At 47.2% G+C, this 20,300-nt stretch carries 11 protein-coding genes; 4 read left to right on the top strand and 7 right to left on the bottom strand.

The window, feature by feature from the left end; all coding sequences use genetic code 11:
- Nucleotides 1–40: 40 nt before the first annotated feature.
- A complete protein-coding gene (gene valS / locus ACIDITHRIX25_RS76850; protein ID WP_201733067.1) occupies nt 41–2,686 on the bottom strand; it encodes a valine--tRNA ligase in 2,646 nt (881 codons plus the stop codon).
- A 21-nt stretch (nt 2,687–2,707) separates the two neighbouring features.
- Between valS and cysS the strand changes: the two genes are divergently transcribed.
- Nucleotides 2,708–4,075 carry a cysteine--tRNA ligase gene (gene cysS / locus ACIDITHRIX25_RS76845; protein ID WP_201733066.1) on the top strand — a complete coding sequence of 456 codons (1,368 nt, stop codon included), beginning with the start codon at nt 2,708–2,710 and terminating at the stop codon, nt 4,073–4,075.
- A 376-nt stretch (nt 4,076–4,451) separates the two neighbouring features.
- Here cysS and ACIDITHRIX25_RS76840 read toward each other — a convergent pair whose 3' ends face one another.
- A complete protein-coding gene (locus ACIDITHRIX25_RS76840; protein WP_283770423.1) occupies nt 4,452–5,417 on the bottom strand; it encodes a methyl-accepting chemotaxis protein in 966 nt (321 codons plus the stop codon).
- A 786-nt stretch (nt 5,418–6,203) separates the two neighbouring features.
- Between ACIDITHRIX25_RS76840 and ACIDITHRIX25_RS76835 the strand changes: the two genes are divergently transcribed.
- On the top strand, nt 6,204–7,418 hold the full coding sequence (locus ACIDITHRIX25_RS76835; protein ID WP_052606838.1) for an acyl-CoA dehydrogenase family protein: 1,215 nt from the start codon (nt 6,204–6,206) through the stop codon (nt 7,416–7,418).
- Between the two features lie 236 nt (nt 7,419–7,654).
- Here ACIDITHRIX25_RS76835 and ACIDITHRIX25_RS76830 read toward each other — a convergent pair whose 3' ends face one another.
- Both ACIDITHRIX25_RS76830 and ettA read right to left on the bottom strand, forming a co-directional pair.
- A complete protein-coding gene (locus ACIDITHRIX25_RS76830; RefSeq protein ID WP_052606837.1) occupies nt 7,655–8,326 on the bottom strand; it encodes a TetR/AcrR family transcriptional regulator in 672 nt (223 codons plus the stop codon).
- Nucleotides 8,327–9,331: 1,005 nt separating this feature from the next.
- Nucleotides 9,332–11,008, bottom strand: a complete 1,677-nt coding sequence (ettA, locus tag ACIDITHRIX25_RS76825; protein ID WP_052606841.1) for an energy-dependent translational throttle protein EttA — start codon at nt 11,006–11,008, stop codon at nt 9,332–9,334.
- 1,174 nt (nt 11,009–12,182) lie between these two features.
- Between ettA and ACIDITHRIX25_RS76820 the strand changes: the two genes are divergently transcribed.
- The gene (locus ACIDITHRIX25_RS76820; RefSeq protein WP_201733065.1) at nt 12,183–12,383 is read left to right on the top strand and encodes a hypothetical protein; all 201 of its coding nucleotides are present in this window, start codon (nt 12,183–12,185) and stop codon (nt 12,381–12,383) included.
- 297 nt (nt 12,384–12,680) lie between these two features.
- Here ACIDITHRIX25_RS76820 and ACIDITHRIX25_RS76815 read toward each other — a convergent pair whose 3' ends face one another.
- Nucleotides 12,681–13,865 (bottom strand): IS1380 family transposase, encoded by a 1,185-nt coding sequence (locus tag ACIDITHRIX25_RS76815; RefSeq protein WP_201733063.1) that lies wholly within the window; start codon nt 13,863–13,865, stop codon nt 12,681–12,683.
- An 83-nt stretch (nt 13,866–13,948) separates the two neighbouring features.
- On the opposite strand from ACIDITHRIX25_RS76815, the gene ltrA reads away from it, so the two are divergent.
- Nucleotides 13,949–15,202: a group II intron reverse transcriptase/maturase gene (ltrA, locus tag ACIDITHRIX25_RS76810; RefSeq protein WP_201733581.1), complete on the top strand. Its 1,254-nt coding sequence runs from the start codon at nt 13,949–13,951 to the stop codon at nt 15,200–15,202.
- Nucleotides 15,203–15,318: 116 nt separating this feature from the next.
- On the opposite strand, the gene ACIDITHRIX25_RS76805 is transcribed toward ltrA, so the two are convergent.
- Nucleotides 15,319–17,637 carry an IS1634 family transposase gene (locus ACIDITHRIX25_RS76805; protein WP_201733062.1) on the bottom strand — a complete coding sequence of 773 codons (2,319 nt, stop codon included), beginning with the start codon at nt 17,635–17,637 and terminating at the stop codon, nt 15,319–15,321.
- Nucleotides 17,638–18,045: 408 nt separating this feature from the next.
- Nucleotides 18,046–19,344 carry an ATP-binding protein gene (locus tag ACIDITHRIX25_RS76800; RefSeq protein WP_201733061.1) on the bottom strand — a complete coding sequence of 433 codons (1,299 nt, stop codon included), beginning with the start codon at nt 19,342–19,344 and terminating at the stop codon, nt 18,046–18,048.
- Between the last annotated feature and the right edge of the window lie 956 nt (nt 19,345–20,300).

The raw sequence follows: 20,300 nt of genomic DNA, 5'->3' as shown, positions 1-20,300 counted from the left end.
GTCTATGTTTTTTATCAATCCACAGAAGGAAGAACTTTATCTAGCGTGGAGCTAGCTCTATCTCAACTTCGAGGTCTGCCTGGTCTTCGTTGTTGACAAGGTTGATTTGATTCGTTACCAATGCCACCATGAGGTCATTTTTGGCTAATTCGAAATTTCTAATGATGCTAGAGCTTCCAACTATCTTGAGTTTTGAAACTGGAGATTTCATTGAGGTCTTAGCTTCGCTTTTGGCTCTTCTAACCTTGGATAGTACTTGGTAAATCGCCGAGGTCTCAATTTGATTGGCTTCGCCGGTCTTTAGAGTTGCTTCAGGAGAGGTCAGCTTCCCTAGGTAGGCCTTAGCTGTGTCCATTATTGTGAGATCGTTCGGCCAATCTTGGCTATGGACTGATCCCGACTCAAACCAAGACCAAACTTCCTCTGTTGCAAATGGTAGATAAGGCGCCAAAAGGCGAAGTGAGGTATTGATTACGGCGAGCGCAGTTATTCGTGCGGATAGAGTCTGCGAAGTTGTAAAGGTAACCCCTTGTTCGGATGTGCCATATGCTCGTATCTTTATCAGCTCCAAATAATTGTCACAGAACGACCAAAAGAAAGTCTCGGTTGCTTCAAGGCCGCGAGTGTGGTTCAGGGAATCTAGAGACTTTGTCGCATTTGCGACAACGCCTTCTAGATCTCTGATAACTGCTTCGTCAATCGGGGATAGCTCAACTTCGCTAACACCTTGAACGTCTAATTCACTAGCTGCGATAGCGAGTGCGAATTTTGAGGCGTTGAGAACCTTTATCGCCAAGCGACGACCGATCTTCATTGAATTTTCATCTGCTGCAGTATCGACACCAGGTCGCCCATTTGCAGCCCAGTACCTAAGCGCATCAGCTCCGTGCTTTTCGATCAAAGGCATAGGTGTTACAACATTGCCCTTTGATTTCGACATCTTTTTGCGGTCGGGGTCGAGAACAAATCCAGAGATTACTGTATTTTTCCACGGTAGACGATCTTCGCTGAGATAAGAGCGAAGAATTGTATAAAAGAGCCAGGTTCGGATGATATCTTGCCCCTGGGGCCGAAGATCCATGGGAAACAGTCTTTTGAAAAGGTCGCTATTTTCTTCCCAGCCACTTGCTATCTGTGGGGTCAACGAAGAGGTTGCCCACGTATCCATTACGTCATAGTCCCCAATAAAGCCACCTTTTTCCCCACGTTGTCCCGGGTCGTATCCAGAAGGTGTATCTTGAAATGGATCGATAGGGAGTTCATCTTCTTCTGGGAGAATGGGCGAAAGGCGATCAATTTGGCCCTCGTCGTCAATTGGGTACCATACCGGGATCGGAATCCCGAAATAGCGCTGCCGAGAGATGTTCCAATCCGAGGCTAGGCCATTCACCCAGTTGTCATAGCGAACCTTCATGTACGGCGGATTCCAATGTAGTTCTTTGCCGAGTTCGAGCAATCGCTCTTTATGGGCAAGGGTACGTATATACCACTGCCATGAGGTTACAACTTCGAGAGGTTTGTCACCTTTCTCAAAGTATTTAACGCTGTGTCGGACCTTTTTTGGCTGATCATGAAAGAACCCATGTACTTCTAGGGTTTTGGCTATCGTGGTTCGCGCTGTTTTAGTGGTCTTTCCTTCAATCTCGCTATAAAAGGCGTTGGCACTGTTTGGATTTTTGCTCGGGAAGCGTTCGTCGCTGAAGTCGATCGAGGCTAGGCGACCCCTGCGGTCAATGGTCGGCCGTAGTGCTAGATTCAGCTCTTTCCACCAGAGTACATCTGTCAAATCTCCAAAAGTGCAGATCATTGCGATCCCTGATCCCTTATCGATCTCAGCAAGGGGGTGCGCCAGAATTGGAACTTCGACTTCGAATAGTGGGGTGATGGCGAATTTTCCAAACAAGCTCTGGTATCTAGGATCCTTAGGATTGGCTACTAGGGCGACACAGGAAGCTAAAAGCTCGGGTCGTGTAGTTTGTATCTCCACTTGGTCGCTGGTTCCAGCCAACGAGAAGTTGATCGAGTAAAAGAGCCCATCTTCTTCCTTGTCCTCAAGCTCTGCTTGGGAGACTGCACTTTGGAAGTCAACGTCCCAGAGGGTTGGGGATTCTCCATGGTAGAGAGCCCCTTCTTTGAAGAGGCGAATAAAGCTGAGTTGGGATACCCTTTGCGCACGTTGGCCGATGGTGGTGTAGGTCTTGGACCAATCTACCGAAAGCCCGAGAGTGCGCCACAGCTTTTCAAAGGCCTGCTCGTCCTCTTGGGTGAGTTTTTGACAGGCATTTACAAAGTTTGTGCGTGAAATTGGGAGAGGTTTTGCATTCGCATCAGTGGGCGGTGTCGGTACGAATGTCGGGACATAGGAGATGGAAGGGTCACATGCTATCCCATAGTAGTTTTGGACTCTTCTCTCGGTGGGTAGGCCATTGTCATCCCAACCCATTGGGTAGAAGACGTTATGGCCGGTCATTCTTTTAAACCTTGCAATGATGTCAGTATGGGTATACGAGAGAACATGTCCGGCGTGTAATGAACCTGAGACCGTGGGTGGCGGAGTATCGATCGAGAAGATTGGAGAGGTTGTATCATCTTCTCTAAAGGTGAAAACTCCGCTTTTTTCCCAATTTTTGCTCCATTTTTCCTCAATGCCATCGAGAGTTGGCTTTTCGGGGACTGAAAACGTCATCGCTGCCTTTACCATACCTTTGTGATTCACTTACACAATAGTGCAACAGGTCAAATTGAAGAGCTACGACCGGCCGTCGACGGCATCATTAAGATGTATGTTTGCGGGCCGACAGTCTACGATGTGCCCCATTTGGGACACGGTCGTTTTGTGCTCGTTTATGATATTCTACGCCGTTACCTTGAGTATCAAGGCCACGGCGTAATACACGTTTCCAATATAACTGACGTCGACGATAAGATTCTCGCGCGAGCCGACTCTGAGAATCGCCAGCCATCTCAGGTAGCTGGCGAGTACGAGAAGGTTTGGTGGAAGGTCTTGGATGACCTAAATGTCCTAAGACCTACCCACGTTCCGCATGCTACCGCTTACATCCAAGAGATGATCACCTTTATATCTGAGTTGATAGAGATAGGTGCGGCATACATAGGTGGCGATGGAGTTTACTTTGAGGTGTCGCGTATTGAGAGCTATGGACTTTTGGCCCATCAATCTTTGGAGTCCATGCGTTCAGGTGCTCGAGTGGAGCCCAATCCGAACAAGCGGTCGCCAATCGACTTTGCACTGTGGAAGAATACTCCAAATGCCGAGTGGGCTTGGGAGTCGCCCTTTGGCAGAGGAAGGCCGGGTTGGCATACTGAATGTGTCGTAATGGCACAGGATCTGCTTGGTTCATCCTTTGATATTCATGGTGGGGGAGCTGACCTAGCCTTTCCACACCATGAAAACGAACGCGCACAAGCTTTGGCTTTAGGTAGTTCTTTTGCAGACAAGTGGGTTCACAACGGGTTTATTGTGGTTGGCGATGAGAAGATGTCAAAGTCGCTTTCAAATTTTGTAAGCTTACCCGAGTTGATTGGTGAGGACGATCCTCGAGCCTTTCGTCTTTTGGTCCTTCAGTCACACTATCGTTCTCCTTTGGAGGTGAACTCCACCTTGATTGGCGATGCTGCCCGGGCCTTAGAGCGAATTGACAATGCGCTAGTGCGATTTGATCGCCATTACGACGCATCTATTTCGCATGTGCAAGCAGATTCGGAGATTCTTGAATCTTTTGGGCAAGCTATGGATAACGATATGGATACGCCGCTAGCCATCTCGATTCTCTTCCAGGGAATTACCTCGATGAATGTTTCCTTTGACAATGGTGACCTGACAAAGGCCATAGCAATCGCAAAGGCGATAGAGATCGTCGTTAGGGTCTTTGGACTTGGGGTAACCAGGAGTGAGCTTGTTCTTCCTGATGCTGTGGTTGAGCTCTTTCTGGAGCGCGAGGGGGCTAGGCAAAGGAAAGATTTCGCGGCTTCGGATCGATTGCGTGATCGCCTTTTGGAATTGGGTTATGGGATCGAAGATACCAAGGAAGGTGGCCAGATACGAAAGCTTTAGGTCGTGGGCCAAGTTGGTTGATTCTACTTCTAAATAGCGGTTCCTTGGCCGTTAGAAGTCACAACCCTTCTAGCTCCTTAACCCAAGTAAAACCCCAATGGTGACAGTCGCGGGTTCGTGGTGCTAAGTGTACGTGCAATAAAATCTATGAGTCCATTTTTTGGTAGTTGCGCCATTGAAATGGTAACTACTTTTGAAGCCATAGGTGCTTTATAGATTTGCAGCGCCACGAGGTCTCTCGTTTGGTCGGTTTTGTTGAGCTTTTGTCAGTAATGTTTTGTCATAAGGTTCCACTGGGTGTTTAGAGCCTTCAATGAGAAGGCACCCCGATCACAAGGAGAGGTAACTAGTGATCGGGGTGCCGCGGAATGTTTTTTTAGTTGGCTTCTGAGGTCACTCGGACGTAATTTTCTAGTTCGCTAGCTGCAACGCCTACACCTTGAAACTCCGATAGGACTTGTTGGGTCGAGGCTTGAGATGAGATCACAATCTCGGTGGTGTCGTTGTTGCTAAGCGATAGCCGCGATGCAGTCTCGCTTATCGTCTTTAGCTGTGTTTGAATTTCATGAGTCGCATTATCAACCTTTGATGCCAAAGTTCTAACTTCATTCGCTACGACCGCAAAGCCCAATCCTTGATCGCCAGCTCGAGCGGCCTCGATCGATGCATTTAGAGATAGAAGTTTTGTTTGGCTAGATATCTCCCTGATAGTCCCCACAACTTTGTCGATTTGGTCTGTCTGGACAACAAGTTGATCTACCAGGGCCGTATTAGTGGCTGCATCAACTACCAGCTTCTCAGCTCCGCCAGATACCTCTTCAGCACAGGTGATACCTTCAGTGGCTCGTTGCGATAGATTTATTGCCATATCTTGCAGAACTGAGAGTGCCCTTTTGGTCTCTAATTCTCGTTGGGTAATGTCTGTTGCTACTTTTATGACGCCAATTATTGTGCCATCTAGATCAACAACGGGCATGTAGGTAGCTTCGAGGTAGATGGTTGATCCAGATTTAGTTACCCGTTCGATCTTGTCAGAGAAGAAAATTCCATCATTTAGGCGCCGCCACAGTTCCTTGTAGTCACTTGAAGAGGCGAAATGTCGCGTGCATAGTTCACTATGATGACGGCCGATTAGGTCTGATATCTCATAATTGACAGCATTGGCGAATAGTCGATTTACCCATAGAACATTGCCTCTCGTATCAAAGGCGATCATGGCCATATGTTTTTCCAACGCCGCGAGAGCCACCTCGGGACTAAATACACTTCCTAGCGAACTAGAAGTGGCGCCGCCTTTACTTTGCAGAAAAGGTTCCCTCGTGGGGACTTCAGTTAAAGACACCCCGTCTCCTCTCGAATTTTCCTAATGTAAAGATGCCAGCTCGTTTTGAAGCTCGATAGTATTTATTTTTAGACCAAAAATAAGCATTTCTCTTGAGCTTTCTTCGAGCAAAATAATTTTGGTTAGGCAAATCTACTTTGTATCATTTCGTCAATTCGACGGCATTTTATTATAGATATTTTCGAGATTTGAATAATTATTTTCAGAAGAGGGCTCAACGTGATAAATATGACTCCTATTCTGATCTTTAACAGCTGACTCGCGATAGTCGCGGATTCAAATCTACCTTCGCGACTATGGTTCGATCCAAGCCTCAGCTCTGGGGCAATACGGCGCAGACAGATAACAACGACCATCACGTGGGAACTTTCTGTGGGCCCTTTTTTAGGTATTCTTAAAATAAGGGGGTGTGGCGCTGGCCTTTATGTATGGGTGATCGTTTGGTGATGGGTCCTAAGCGACAAATGCGCTCAATCCAAAACTGGTGGGCAAAGCAAGATTCGAATGATGGATGCAGTTCGTCAGATCTTTTTTTTGGAGATTTTCGATGCGTCAATTTGACTGCTTTTTAGCCAATCTTTAGTGGACAATAATTTGAATCGGCTTCTCTGTGGTGAATTGTTGGTTTTGGAGTCCGCTTTATTTGCTTGGATGATCGTAGATTTTTTCGTTTTAAAAGCTGCGCTGTTGACAATCGGAGATTTTTATTCTTCGAGTGGCTTGACGATGTTACTTAGTGGTAACATAGTAAGTGGATTTATAGATACTTTATGTTGTGAGGTCTAAATGGGCGATTTTTCCCTAAAACTAAATGAAGACCAGATTTCGATTCAGAAATGGGTCCATGATTTTGCCGAAAATGTTATTCGACCGGCTGCCCAGGAGTGGGATGAGCGCGAGGAGACTCCGTGGCCCATCATTCAAGAGGCGGCTAATGCTGGATTGTACTCTTTTGATTTTTTGGCGACATGTTATGGAGACAAGACGGGGCTGATGCTTGCGTTGGTAAACGAGGAGATGTCCTGGGGTGATGCCGGAATTGCTCTAGCGATCTTTGGGTCTACATTGGGTGTGGCTGGGATCATGGCCAATGGCACGCCAGAACAGATAGGCGAATGGGTTCCGCAGTGTTTTGGGACTCCGGAAAAGCCACAACTGGCCGCTTTTGCGGTTACCGAGCCAGACGCAGGTTCTGATGTATCGTCGCTTCGAACACGTGCAACCTACAACGAAGCCAACGACACCTGGACCGTAAACGGTACCAAGACTTGGATTACCAACGGAGGCATAGCTGATATTCATGTAGTTGTGGCTACTGTAGATCCAACTCTTGGCTCTCGAGGCCAGGCTTCTTTTGTAATACCACCGAAAACTCCAGGTCTTTCGATGGGTCAGAAATTTAAAAAGATGGGAATTCGAGCTTCACATACGGCTGAAGTTATCCTCGATAATGTCACGATTCCCTCGTCGATGCTACTTGGAGGAAAAGAGAAACTTGACGAGCGTCTCGCTCGAGCACGTGAAGGTAAGAGATCTTCTTCCCAGGCGGCAATGGCTACTTTTGAGGCATCCAGGCCAATGGTGGGTGCACAAGCGGTGGGAATTGCCCGAGCTGCCTATGAGTACTCGCTCGATTACGCCAAGGAACGCAAGCAATTTGGTAAGGCGATCATTGAGAATCAAGGTATCGCCTTTAAGCTCGCAGATATGGCTATGCGAGTGGAGGCCTCTCGTCTATTGGTTTGGAGAGCTGCAAATATGGCAGCGACACATGTTCCCTTTACTAAAGGTGAGGGATCAATGTCCAAACTCTATGCGGGTGAGACAGCCGTTTGGGTTACTGAACAGGCTATTCAAATCTTAGGCGGTTATGGTTACGTTAGAGAGTACCCAGTTGAGCGCTGGCACCGAGATTCGAAGATCTATACGATCTTTGAGGGTACAAGTGAGATTCAGCGGCTGATAATTTCAAGAGCAATTTCGGGTGTAACCATCCGCTAGGCCTCGCTCTTCTAGAGTATCTGCAATGGCTCCGCTGTTGTGGAGATTTTAGGTGTGAACCTGAGGTTTCTTTCGCGCTAGGACTGCTTTTTTCTTTGTCTTTGCAATTAGGAAAAATAATCGATAATTCGCGCCGCTCATCTTGGCTCTTTGTAGTTATGAGCGGCGCGTAATATTTAAGGTTTACCATATGGCGACCGTGATCTTTGGTGGGGAAATTTAACTATTGAGTGCTTTTAGCTGTCATTCCCTGGCTCTCGCTGGATACCCCTTAGTCCAGCCCAGGCAAGTTCTGCCACTCGCGTAGCCCACATTGGTCCATTGGTATCAGTAAATGAAGTTACGCCGGGGTCACTTGTCTCAATCTCACGAAGCCATCGCCGCACTGTTCCTTCGGCTAGCGAGATAACTCCAAGCGCTAGGAAGCGACGGTGAGCCTCAGAGATGTCTGCATCTATCTGGCTGGTGACGAGGTCTGATATTTCATTTTCAATTCTAGATATTTCCATTTGAAATTCGACATCTAGACGCTGGCCTGAGCCGAAGAGTAGCTCGTATCCGGCTCTGTTATCATGAGCGAACTGAAAGTAACTCATATACCCACGCGACACTCGCTCGTGTACCGTCTTAGCGCCGGTGGTAGCGTCTCTAATAACATTGCAGAGTTCTATGCCGACAAGATTTAAAAGCTCAAGATATAGTGCGCGTTTTGAGGCAAAGTGTTGGTAGATAACGGGTTTCGTTATTCCAGCTGAGGTTGCGATCTCTTGCATCGATGTCGCATGAAAGCCCTTTTGCGAAAAGTGCCATAGGGCGTGTTTTAGAAGCAGTCGCTTTCTTTGGTCTCCAGGCAACCTTAATTGTCGCTCTGAATTCTGATCTACAACTTCATGGATCTTAGATTCCAAATGGACCTTCTAGTTGGTTGGGGATGATTGAAAATACATACCTTCTATATAAATTACCATGCGGTAGCTTAGCGCCTTCAATTTGAGTCAAGGATCCTTGGGCTGAGATCGTGCTTTTGATAAATTGTAAGATGTCTGAAATAAACGTCACTGTGATTAGTTGATTTAAAGCTTGCTTTTGTTGCTTGATGAACAATTGCTTGGGATATTCCGGCGGTTGACTACTATTTTAATCCACAAATGACATGGGACTACTGGAGCTAGAGAAATGATGATGACGGTCGATTCCGTGGTCCAAGAGCGACGTTTTTTTTGCGAGCTCCCTTAGTGGGAGACGACCTGGCAAATGCGACTTGCTTAGATCTCGGTAGGTATTGTTTGTAGTTTGGCGTTATTTGTCGCTTGATTAGTTATATAGTTTGGAAACAGTCGATTTTCTGCACCGCTTGAAATGGCGGGTATGGCAAGACCAGTCATTTTTATGCCAAAGTTTCTAGGTTTCTTTTCTCTTAGCGGTCGGAGATCTTGCTAGCGTTGAAATCCAGGATGATTGTCCTCGGGGAGTTCCAACTCCTGTTTGTCTCATCAAGCATTCTTCTTTGTGCTCTTTCGATACCACCTTGGGAGTGTAGAGTTGTGGAGATTGAATTGCCATCGCCAGACGCTATTCATTGTCTTGGATATCACAAAGGGATAGCCAAGACAATGATTAAATAACCGCTAGATTTATCAGTTGCCCATAAGGTCTAGGACAGGGTTAGCATAGTGCTAGTAATGGACTATGGCGTTTAGGTTCACGCCCATCTCGCGAGGCTAATGCGATTGGGACGAAAGTCGCAGTATCGGCTCAATGCTTTACCTTGACTATCTTTGCATACATCCCAGCGAGCAGTTACGTGCCTCAGGGCGAATGATATTTGCGACGTTGCCCTAGGGAGATCCTCGCGCGAGCACTTACAATCATCGACATCGCCCTAGAAACCGCCTTGGTGAGTTATCGATGGCTTATCGAGTGAGCTTTTTGTACTTCATCCGATGAGGTCGATCCGCGTCGATGCCAAGGCGTCGGTGGTGATCGGCTTCATAGTCCGAGAAGTTTCCTTCAAACCAGCGGACCTCTGCTTCTCCCTCAAAGGCAAGTATGTGTGTCGCAACCCGATCCAAGAACCATCGATCGTGACTGATCACCACTGCACAGCCAGGAAAAGTCAGTAGGCCATCTTCAAGTGCCCGGAGCGTGTCGACGTCGAGATCATTCGTTGGTTCGTCTAAAAGGAGTAAATTTCCACCAGTTCGCAGGACCTTGGCGAGTTGTACCCGGTTTCGTTCTCCACCAGAGATCTCCCCGACACGCTTTTGCTGTGAACTTCCTTTGAAGCCAAAGCTCGCCACGTAGGCCCGTGCATGGATCTCTCTGCTTCCCACTATGATTCGCTCGATGCCGCCCGTGATTTCGTCAAAGACGGTTGCCGCCGGGTTAAGCGTGTCCCTTGATTGGTCGAGATAGGCAAGAGCCACTGTTGCGCCAACTTCGATTGTACCGCTGTCAGGTTGTTCTAGGCCAACCACCAATTTGAACAGTGTCGTCTTCCCTGCACCATTCGGACCTATGACACCAACAATTCCCCCTGGTGGGAGGCGAAACTCAAGGTCTTCGATGAGCAAGCGGTCGCCGAATCCTTTGGTGAGCCCGCTTGCGTTGACCACGTTGTCGCCCAAGCGGGGTCCTGGTGGAATTGCGATCTCCAAGACATCGCCTCGTCGATCTGCTGCTTCGGCCTCTGCCACCAGCTCATTAAAGGCGTTGACTCTAGCTTTACCCTTGCTCTGGCGGGCTCGAGGTGACATTCGAATCCACTCGAGTTCACGAGCGAGCGCTGCTTGACGTGCCCGATCTGTTTTTTCCTCAGAGGCGAGGCGCGCCTGTTTTTGCTCAAGCCATGAGGAGTAATTTCCTTCCCAGGGGATGCCTCGACCACGATCGAGTTCAAGGATCCAAGAAGCAACGTTGTCGAGAAAGTATCGGTCGTGCGTGATGGCGATCACTGTGCCGCTATAGTCCTGCAGCGTCCGCTCCAACCATGCTACTGACTCAGCATCGAGATGGTTCGTTGGCTCGTCTAAAAGGAGGAGGTCAGGCTTTGCCAGAAGTAATCGGCAAAGGGCAACTCGACGTCGCTCTCCTCCAGAGAGGGTTGTTACGTCGGCATCCGGTGGCGGGAGACGGAGTGCATCCATGGCGACTTCGAGAGTGCGCTCAAGATCCCAGCCTTGTAATGCGTCAATTCTGGTCTGAAGATCACCCTGTTCGGCCAGCAGAGAATCGAAATCCGCCTCTGGATCAGAAAATGCTTCACATACATCATTGAATCTGGCCAAGAGATCCAGCTGCTCTTTTAGGACTTCTGCGACATTGCCCGCGACGTCCTTTGTTGGGTCAAGGAGCGGTTCTTGGGGGAGGTAGCCTACGGTGAACCCGGGAGTGAGTCGGGCCTCACCGCTGTAACCGTCGTCTAGTCCAGCCATTATTCGAAGGAGTGAGGACTTGCCTGATCCGTTCGCTCCGATTACGCCAATCTTTGCTCCTGGGTAGAACGATAGATTGATGTCCTTGAGGACCTCGCGATCGGGTTGGTAGAAGCGACCGAGATTGCGAGTAGTAAAGATATGTTGAGCAACCATGACCTCTAGTCTCACCTGTGAGCAGTGATTTTCCTTCACTTCGAACAAATTTTTTCCATAAATGAGTCGCATCGACATATCCGTATGTCTATTTGTCCGCAGATAAGGCCAAAGCGCCACCCTTGAGTAACTGCAAAGTCCGTCACGGACCTTGCAGGAAAGGCGTTTCATCAGGGTCTTCCTCCGTGTGGAGTACCCGACCTCGATGAACCATTCGTTGCGCCGCTCCAAAATCCCTACGCATGCGTATGTACTCTTTTTCTTTTCGCTCTGGCCGGTCTAGTACTTTGCGTCTTATCCATAGATGCCGAACAAAGACGAATCGATGGTTGCCCATCTCCCATGGACATCTTGCGCTGTCGTGGTTTACTTTGAGATCTTCTGTGGATTGTAGCCGTAGTATCCACTTGGATACTACGGACTTCCGGTTCGCCTTGGAACTTCTTAGCGAGAATCTTTCTCACTTGTAACTATTCAGGAGGGCTGGGCAATAGTGGTGTTGGCAGTACAGCTAGAAAGTTATCCCTACTTTCGACGTGCGTCATGAATGAAAGAGGTTGTAAATCACCTACAAGCTGATAACAATCACACTGCAATGCTACATAGATGATGGAGGTAGGCCCTCCGGGATCGCCTTTTGGGAGGAGATTCCAAACCACCTTATCGATAATGGCACGGGGCATTAGCTAAAGAGCGTTGTTCAAAGAGCGTTGTCCAAAGCGGTACGGAAAAGTTAGAGCAATGACTCTTTCAGGTATGAGTTAAGAAGACGAGTGAAAACAAACCACTGACGAAGCGTTCGAAATTGGTATGGATGATGTCGAAACCGAGGGACGTCGAACTTTCGGGACAACTTGGAGACTAACCCAATTAGTGCTCCTTGGGCATCCGGCGTGTAGGTGGCGTGAGCTTAACATCAGGCGTTTATGTGGAACATGAGAACCCAGTCCTAGACGTTCTTGGCTAAGCCCACATGGGCTAAGCCCATAGATGAGGAAAAACCTACAAGTTGCAGATCAACAAGAGGGAAAGTACCAAATGCCTATGGATTGGGGGCGGACCATCCCGTAGTAGCTACGAAGTCCTTGTAATGAGGATGGAGCCAAGGGGATGGAGTGAACAGGAAATGCAAATGAACAACTTCTCAAGGTAAAAGTTGAGGGGGAGGGATCAAATGACAAGACCACGACAAGAAAAAGCTTTTGATATCGACAAGTACGTCGTACTTAAACCTGAATCCACAGAAATGGACCAGCTTGAGCCCCTCGGTGTGACTCTGAGTCGGTTTTTCGGAACTGATTTAGGTTTGACGGAGGGTCTATGGCTTAAATCTGGTTTCAGAGTGCCAAATATGACCTATTCGCTTTGTGATTGAGCCTTTTTGGTCATTTTTGAGATTGTGAAATCTCATTTTGGGTATAGTGACCTAATCCCTTGTCTTCTAGAGCAGTTCCTTCAAGTAATATTCAGTGTGTTAGGTAACCAGATGTTCAGGTGATGGCGATCTCAAACTTTCTGATCCGATCAAGAGCCTCTAAGAACTTATCCTTATAGTGCCAGTGTTCTTCAAGATGCAGTATTACTTTTCTAGCTGAACGAGTGATATGTCCTGCGATCTGAAAGTAACACCGTCGAAGCTTTGGTGTGGTGATAACAGTTTCTGTAATAGCACCTATTCGTGCAGTGAACCGTGCCAGGTTGTGTGCAATTGCACTGCAATTGCACCAATGGCTAACCAGACCAGAGCTAACCAGACCAGAGCCAACCAAACGGCATTAGCGTTCATGTATCTGGATGGAACATGATTCCATCTAGAACCTCCTTTGAGATCCTTGATGACTAGTTCGATCTGGGCATGTACTCGGTGATCAGCCTCAAGAAAGAGCGTTTCGCCTTGTCGATCGGTAATAAATGCGTGATAGTCATAGTCTCTAAATAGTGCCAGCTGAGACCCTGGAGTAGGCTTGACCCTTCGTACGATAAGACGAACGTCTTGTCTATCTCTTGCAAATGCGCGATATTTCACTTCTGCTACATCAGCTCCACCTTCAAGCCAGTAGGGAATTGAAGTCCAGGCATCCTCTTGGATATCGGAGATGATACCTTTTAGTCTCTTGGACATCCGTGTTGTAATGCAAATGCGAACATCACCCGCACTAGCTGCGTCTCTAACGGCTCTTGAGTAGAACCCAGAGTCAAAACGCATGGTTATTTCACCAGTTGCTCCAGCGGCTCTGGCATTGTTGATTACCTGGGTTACAAACTCCCCGGCACCACGGGCGGTATTGGCATTGCCTTCACGAGTCACTATTCCAAGAATGTCACCTGTCTTGCCAACAGCTGCTAGGTGTGGGTGATACCCCCTTACTTTGGTATAACCAAATCCAGCTCCTTCTTTTTTGTTTCCATATACCTGACATATCGTGGAATCAACATCAATGGTGAGCGGCTCATCACCTGGACCTGCTCCAGCTAGCCAGGCTCGTTCTAGCAACAAAGCTGCAACTCGTTCAACATCTGCGATGTCACTGGTCTCAAAACTACGCAAGAAGACACCAAGAGTGGATGGTGCTGGCATTATCTGACCAAGGATAACTTGTGCATTTGGGCTTTCAAGGATTGCAGTGTCATCAATGCAATCACCACCGGCCAAAATGGAGGCCACGATAGCCATAGCTTTTCTGCCAACATTTGCTCGTCCAGGACGATCCTCTAGGTCAATGTGTAAATCAAAGAGATCCCTAAGGCCAAGTCTCTCAGCAAGGGTGATAGGGAGTATTAACCCACTGTTGGAAACTGCGTTCGAATCGTCAAAGGTGACTATCAAACACTCTAAAGCACTAGCAGATGCTCGCATCTAAAAGGTGCTCCTTGAACTGATGGATTTGAAGTGTCTTCAAACATCATTCTACCAGTTCAGAGCACCTTTTCTATACCAAAATCAAAGTTGAGCGGCTAAATTTTCGGTGGATCCAGGTTAAAGCATACAAAGAGGCAAAAGCCAATCGAGGAGCACCAGGGATTGATAAGCAGTCCATCTCAGTCTTTGAGATGGATCTAAAGAACAATCTCTACCAACTCTGGAATCGAATGGCTTCTGGAAGTTATTTTCCAGCGGCAACTAGATATGTCGAGATAGACAAGTCAGATGGCGGTAAAAGAATCCTAGGTATTCCAACCGTCAAAGATCGCATCGCCCAAGGGGTAGCTAAAGCCTACATAGAGCCAAGATTGGAAGAGGTCTTCCACGAAGACTCCTATGGTTACAGGCCGAATCGCTCAGCCCATGATGCCATTGAAAAAGCACGCAAGAGATGTTGGAAGTACGATTGGGTCATTGATCTAGATATCAAGGCCTTCTTGGACACAATAGATCATGAACTGCTGCTAAAAGCTGTCTCTATGCACGTATCAGAGCCATGGATAATTCTCTACATCAAACGTTGGTTGAAAGCTCCAATGCAAAACAAAGATGGACAACTAATAGATCGAGAGCAAGGATTACCCCAAGGCGGGGTGATTTCTCCGATTTTGGCGAATCTGTTCTTACATTACGCTTTTGACAAATGGATGGTAAAGAACTTACCCTATGCCCCGTTTGAACGATACGCGGATGACCTTTTGGTACATGTGGAAACAAAGAAACGAGCCGAAGAGATCCTAGAGGCTATAGGTCAGAGAATGACGCAGGTCAAGTTGGAGTTACATCCACAAAAGACCAAAATCGTCTATTGTAAGGACTCCAACCGTAAAGGAGAGTTCGAACAAATACGCTTTGACTTTCTAGGATTTACCTTTGCACCACGCTACGCCCGCAATAAGTTCAAGCAGCAGTTTAACAACTTCCTGCCAGCGGCTTCAGATAAAGCGGTAGAAGAAATGGGCAGAGAACTTAGGCGGTTTCGTATTCACCTCCAAACAGGCCAAACCATAGCCGAACTCGCCAGGCTTTACAACCCGGTGATCTTAGGCTGGATCAACTACTATGGACGCTTCTACAAATCCAGATTAGGCCAACTCCTCCGACGTATCAATATCTATTTGATTAGATGGGCACGCAAAAAGTACAGGCGACTTAGCATACGAGCAAATGCTTGGAAATACCTATCTCAAATAGCCGAACGTGAACCCAATCTTTGGGCTCACTGGTCATTTGGGGTAATACCAAAAGTCGGTTCGCTAGGAGCCGTGTGAATTGAGAGGTTCACGCACGGTTCTGTGAGAGCGGGGAGGGGAAGTTCCTCCCCGCCACTCGACAACCACCCCATGAAAGCCCAGGTCATGACCATATTGGTGTCTGGATTTGGGCACTACAGTTGAGCAATCACCTTCTTGGTTCGAGCTAGGGTATCTACTACTCCAAGAATAGAGTAGATCTCTTTTTGGGTAGAGTTTGGAGTAGAGGAGATACGAAGGTTATGTAGACGTTTGTTATCATCTAACATCGTTACGTTCAAGCGGCTATGGGTAGACACTTGAGCAAGAATGCTGTGAACACTTCTTTTGTCACCGGCTTGAGATAAGCTAAGTGCAATTGCTCCATAGAGGTGATAAGCAACTACTGAGATAAATAGATGAGCAGCGGTACGACTAGCTAGTTGGTGATAGATCGGTCTCATCCCTAGATTGCTCTTTAGGGCTTTGAATGCATCCTCTACCTTTGTTAGGGTCATATAGAGCTTCCAGATCTCTTCTGGTTCTAGATCGTTCCTATTGGTCTCAATCACATATGCACCATAGAGAGTCTCAGCTGCTTCTTTTACTTTTGGTTTCTCAGTCAAAACCAGCTCTTTGACTTTTTGATCATCGCCAGTTATGGTATCTATCTCATAGCGACGTGCAATAGAGCGATGCTCTTGCTTTAGCTTTCCTATTCTTGAAGCCACAGTTGTGGCATTGGAATATTGACCACGCTTAACTGAGTCAGCTAGTTTGTCAAATGCACTCTGGAACTTAGTTTGCATACCTCTAGCAATTGCCTCTTCTTTATCCCTGCGACGCTCTGAGATACATAGGATCTGCTTTATCTTGTTGTCCATTGAGTCACTTGCGTATGGTTGAGCTCTATTGGAATGGTTGGCTTGGGGTTCATTGCTCTGGGAGTGCTTGGCCTGTGGACCGCCAACTTGTGGAGCAGTATCCATCGAATCGATACCGAGGGACTCGCCGCCAAGTGAATGGTTAGCTTGTGGATGAGCGCTGAGTGATCCAGCATCGATGAAATCAACACGCATCGACTCGATGCCCATCGACTCGATGCCCATCGACTCGATGCCCATCGACTCGATGCCCATCGACTCGATGCCTTGTAGATGAACAACTATTTGCTCAGAATCCACCTCAGCACCCAGGTGGCCACCCGACTCAGCAACTTCTCCCTCGGCACCCGATTCGGCAACTTCTACCTCAGCAACTTCTCCCTCGGCAACTCCCACCTTGCCATCCATCTCGGCACCCGCCTCGGCAGCTTCTCCCTTGTCATCCAGCTCAACACCCAGGTCATCACCCAGTTCTTTGATGTAGATGCTCTCATTGGAGGAGTTCTTGATCTCTAAGAAGGTATCTTTTCCTTGGCGTAGTTCAGCTAGATAGTGTCTAGCTGCATTAGCGCGTGTAATTACCAGATAGCTAAGACCATAGGACTCAATCAGTGCGATGTTGTCATAAGTTGCTATCCCTCTATCCATGATAACCGTTGGGAGATCTTCGCTAAAGAGTCCCTGTCTTAGGTGACTAGAGATACTAGATAAGACATCACCAAGGGTTTCAGGCTCTGACTGATTACCGGGATATATGTGGCTATAGATCGGTAGTCCACGATCATCCACCAAAAGGGCAAGACTTACTAAAGTACAGTCGAAGCGCTTCTCTTTGGAGTGGCCATATTGGGCTAGATCATTACCAAGTGTTCGTCCCTCAAAATAGGCATTGGTAAGATCAAATAAAAAGAGACGCTTATTAGTTGGGTAAAGCTCATTCTCGGCTTTGATAAGTGCCATCTCGATTGAGTCTTTGGCTTCGTAGATAGCATCAGCTATCTCATAAATAGCATCTTTACCGATATTGCTAAGGTCTTGGTCTACCAATTCATAGAGTGCAGAGTCCTCTTTTAGGAAGCGATGTGTTTCAAGATCAGAAGAAGGAGCAACCAAACGAGCACATATTACAGCTTTAGCAATTGCTGTCTCTTTTTCACTAAGGCCACAACGTAGTAGCTGCTCTTTGATCTTCAATCTGTCATAGAAGCTACTAGCTATTAGTTCAGGACCTAAGCGCCTAATATCAGATGCCTCTAGAGATGATGTATTGACATTTAGGAACTCGGCATCTTTTGTGATTACTTCACGATCAGAGCGAAGTGTTTGAGTAACAGAAAAGCTAGATAGAACTTTATCGGCGATTGACTTTAGTTCTAGATCACCTTCAAACAAAGACTCAGAGCCAGCTAGTCTCATCGTCAATATCTGAGCTAGCTTCTTGTAGTCCTTAGGATCAATCTCAAGTCGTCCTAGATCCATAACTATCTCTTGGCGTACTTTGTCTCCTTCGCGATAAGACCTAACTAACTGATGCTTTATATATTTAGTTCCAGTTGCCTTATTCTTAGTGGTCTTCTCGCGAATGAACATATAACAAGTATACCAGATGAATTACCTTGTAGGCCAATATTCCCAGCTAACTCTCAGCTTAGGGCACTACATTCGCCACTTGAGAAAACCGAACTTCATCTACCAGCATCTCCAAATAGGGGTTACCCCTAAATAGGGGCTAAAAGGGGGCTTAAACGGGGTCTTGGGGGGAATTCAGCCGAAACTGGGGTTAGGTCGTTTTCGAGTCGATATTCCTTTTGGCGGAGTCTTTACAACAACTCGGGTGGATTCTCCTTCACCAGCCTGTTCTGTTGGGTCAATTAAATGTTGCTGGCAATATTGGCGACCTGAACAGTTACTCTCACTTTTCTATAGGAAGTGAACTGATTGATATCGTGATCGTTGATCCTTGATCGTATCTTCATCGCAGTGCGGCGATTTTACACGTTAACGACGCAGCCAGGAACCGATGGCATAGAGTGGTACGTTTACTAAATCCTCTTGTACGCGATAATTCGACAATGAAAAGCGAGCAGCTTCTGGTGGCTGAAAGCGATCAATATAACTGCGAAGGCTCTTAGATTTCAGGTTCTCAGATGCTTTTACCTCAATCGGAACTAGTCCTGAAGGTCTTTCGATGGCAAAGTCAACTTCAGCAGTTGGCTTCTCGGGGGTCCAATACATTGGAACTTCATTTCTCGTAGCGACTATCTGTTGTAGAACGTATTGTTCCGTGAGAGCACCATGGAATTCGACAAACGTCCTCGATCGGTTGACCAAGACAGTGGGGTCCAATTTAGTGAGTGCGCCAAGTATTCCAACGTCATGAAGGAAGAGCTTGAATATCTTGGGATCCTCATAGCTCCGTGCTGGGTGAGCAGGTTTTGTAAACCGGGTTACCTTGTGGACTAGCCCCGCTCCTTGTAGCCAGCTAATCGCATCCTCGAAATCTCGAGATCTAGCTCCTTCTCGTACGTGGCCAAAGACAAAGCGTCTATTTTCGCGGGCAAGTTGGGCGGGCATCGATTCCCAAACTTGGGCGATTTGGCGACTTATTGAGGGGGTCGCATATTTGGCAAAGTCATTCTCATATCCTCGGACAATCTCTAGTTGAACTTTTCGAGCAGCCGCAACCGACCTCTCTTCTCGATAAATTGATACCGCCTCCGGCATCCCGCCCACGAAGATGTATTCATTTAGTAGTTCAACCAAATGATTATGGAACGTAGACATTAGACCGTAATCTTGTTCCAGCAAGAGGTCGGCTAGATGCTCTTCTCCAAGTCCTCTAAGGAACTCATCAAAGTCCAGGGCGTGAAGGTTAAGAATGTTTACCTTGCCTACTGGAAAAGAGTTATCTTTATGAAGCGCAACCCCAAGGAGTGAGCCGGCGGTTGCTAAATGGATATCAGGGCGTAGCTCTTGAAAGTACTTGAGAGAGGTAAGCGCTCTTGGAACATCCTGGATCTCATCGATCACGAGAAGAGTTCTAGCGGGATCGATAGTAGCCTTGGCAATAATTTGAAGGCCTTGTAATAACCTGTTTGGATCGAGGTCGCCCTCGAACAGTTGATTCACGTCTGGGTTACGCTGACAGTTGACGTACACTACCTTTTCGTAATTGCGCTTACCAAATTCTTGTATAAGCCAAGTCTTTCCGACTTGTCGTGGTCCGAGGATGACAAGGGGTTTGCGAAACTTATTGTTTTTCCAGTTCTCCAGCGATTTTAAACAATGCCGTTCCATATAACCATTATACTTCGTCGCACAAAATTCCATGGAAACAATGTCAATTCATACACATAATTCCATGGAATCAAGGTGAAAGGGCGCTGCATATCACAGGCGTATCAGTTCCATCTTGATCGTCTAGAAGTTGTAATCGATCTTCTCATTCCCCGAACTAATCCCAATCAGAGTAGATTTTTGGGATAGACATTCCCGATAGGCTCCGGGGGATGACGCATCCACTTTATGTGCTAAATTAGCTCTTCGTCCCGTTTGAACCGATTTGGATCTGGTCGTTTTACCGTATTGAAGTCGTTATAACGGGAAATGTCGTTGACGACATAAAGCTTTGGGCATCGGTGCGGATAGCAACTCAAAAGCCGATATCGCGAACATTATGATACACAACTTCAAATAGATCGCCCCGACGACTCCAAAGGCAAGTTGTCTATCGTTTATCCTTCTGAGGTGATTTAGTTTTAGGGTTACGAATTCCTCGATGCCTCGAGCCTCGCCTTTGCAACCAAATAATCGAAGATTGCAAATGAAATCGCGATCAATACATCATAAGGTGCCATGGCATGGCGGTTATACCAAGAAGCATTATCTAAGTGCAGATGATTTAGCACGACCAATTGATATCCGCCTGATAAAGTGCGCAGTCACTGTGCAATTAAGCCACCGATCGGACAATTAGCAGTTAGCGCAATTCCCATCACGAACGGTGGGATCGATAAGATCGGAGAGTTACCTTCAGAATGACTCCGCTTTCATTAGTTCAAATCTCTCTTGCTTGGTGGATTCTCATGCGTTGTACGCGGCTGCTTTGCTCAGGAAGGCATTGTCCTTCTGTAATCCTGCCATCTCACGGCGAAGTCGTACGAGATCTTGGCGTTCAGCAGCGCTCAGAGGCTCTTTGCTTGTGATTTCGCTAGCTTGGATGCATCGACGTTCGTCGCGGATCCACCTTCTAA

This window comes from Acidithrix sp. C25 (assembly GCF_904848545.2).
The sequence above is the reverse complement of the archived record's forward strand: the minus strand, read 5'-3'. Positions and strand labels throughout refer to the sequence as shown.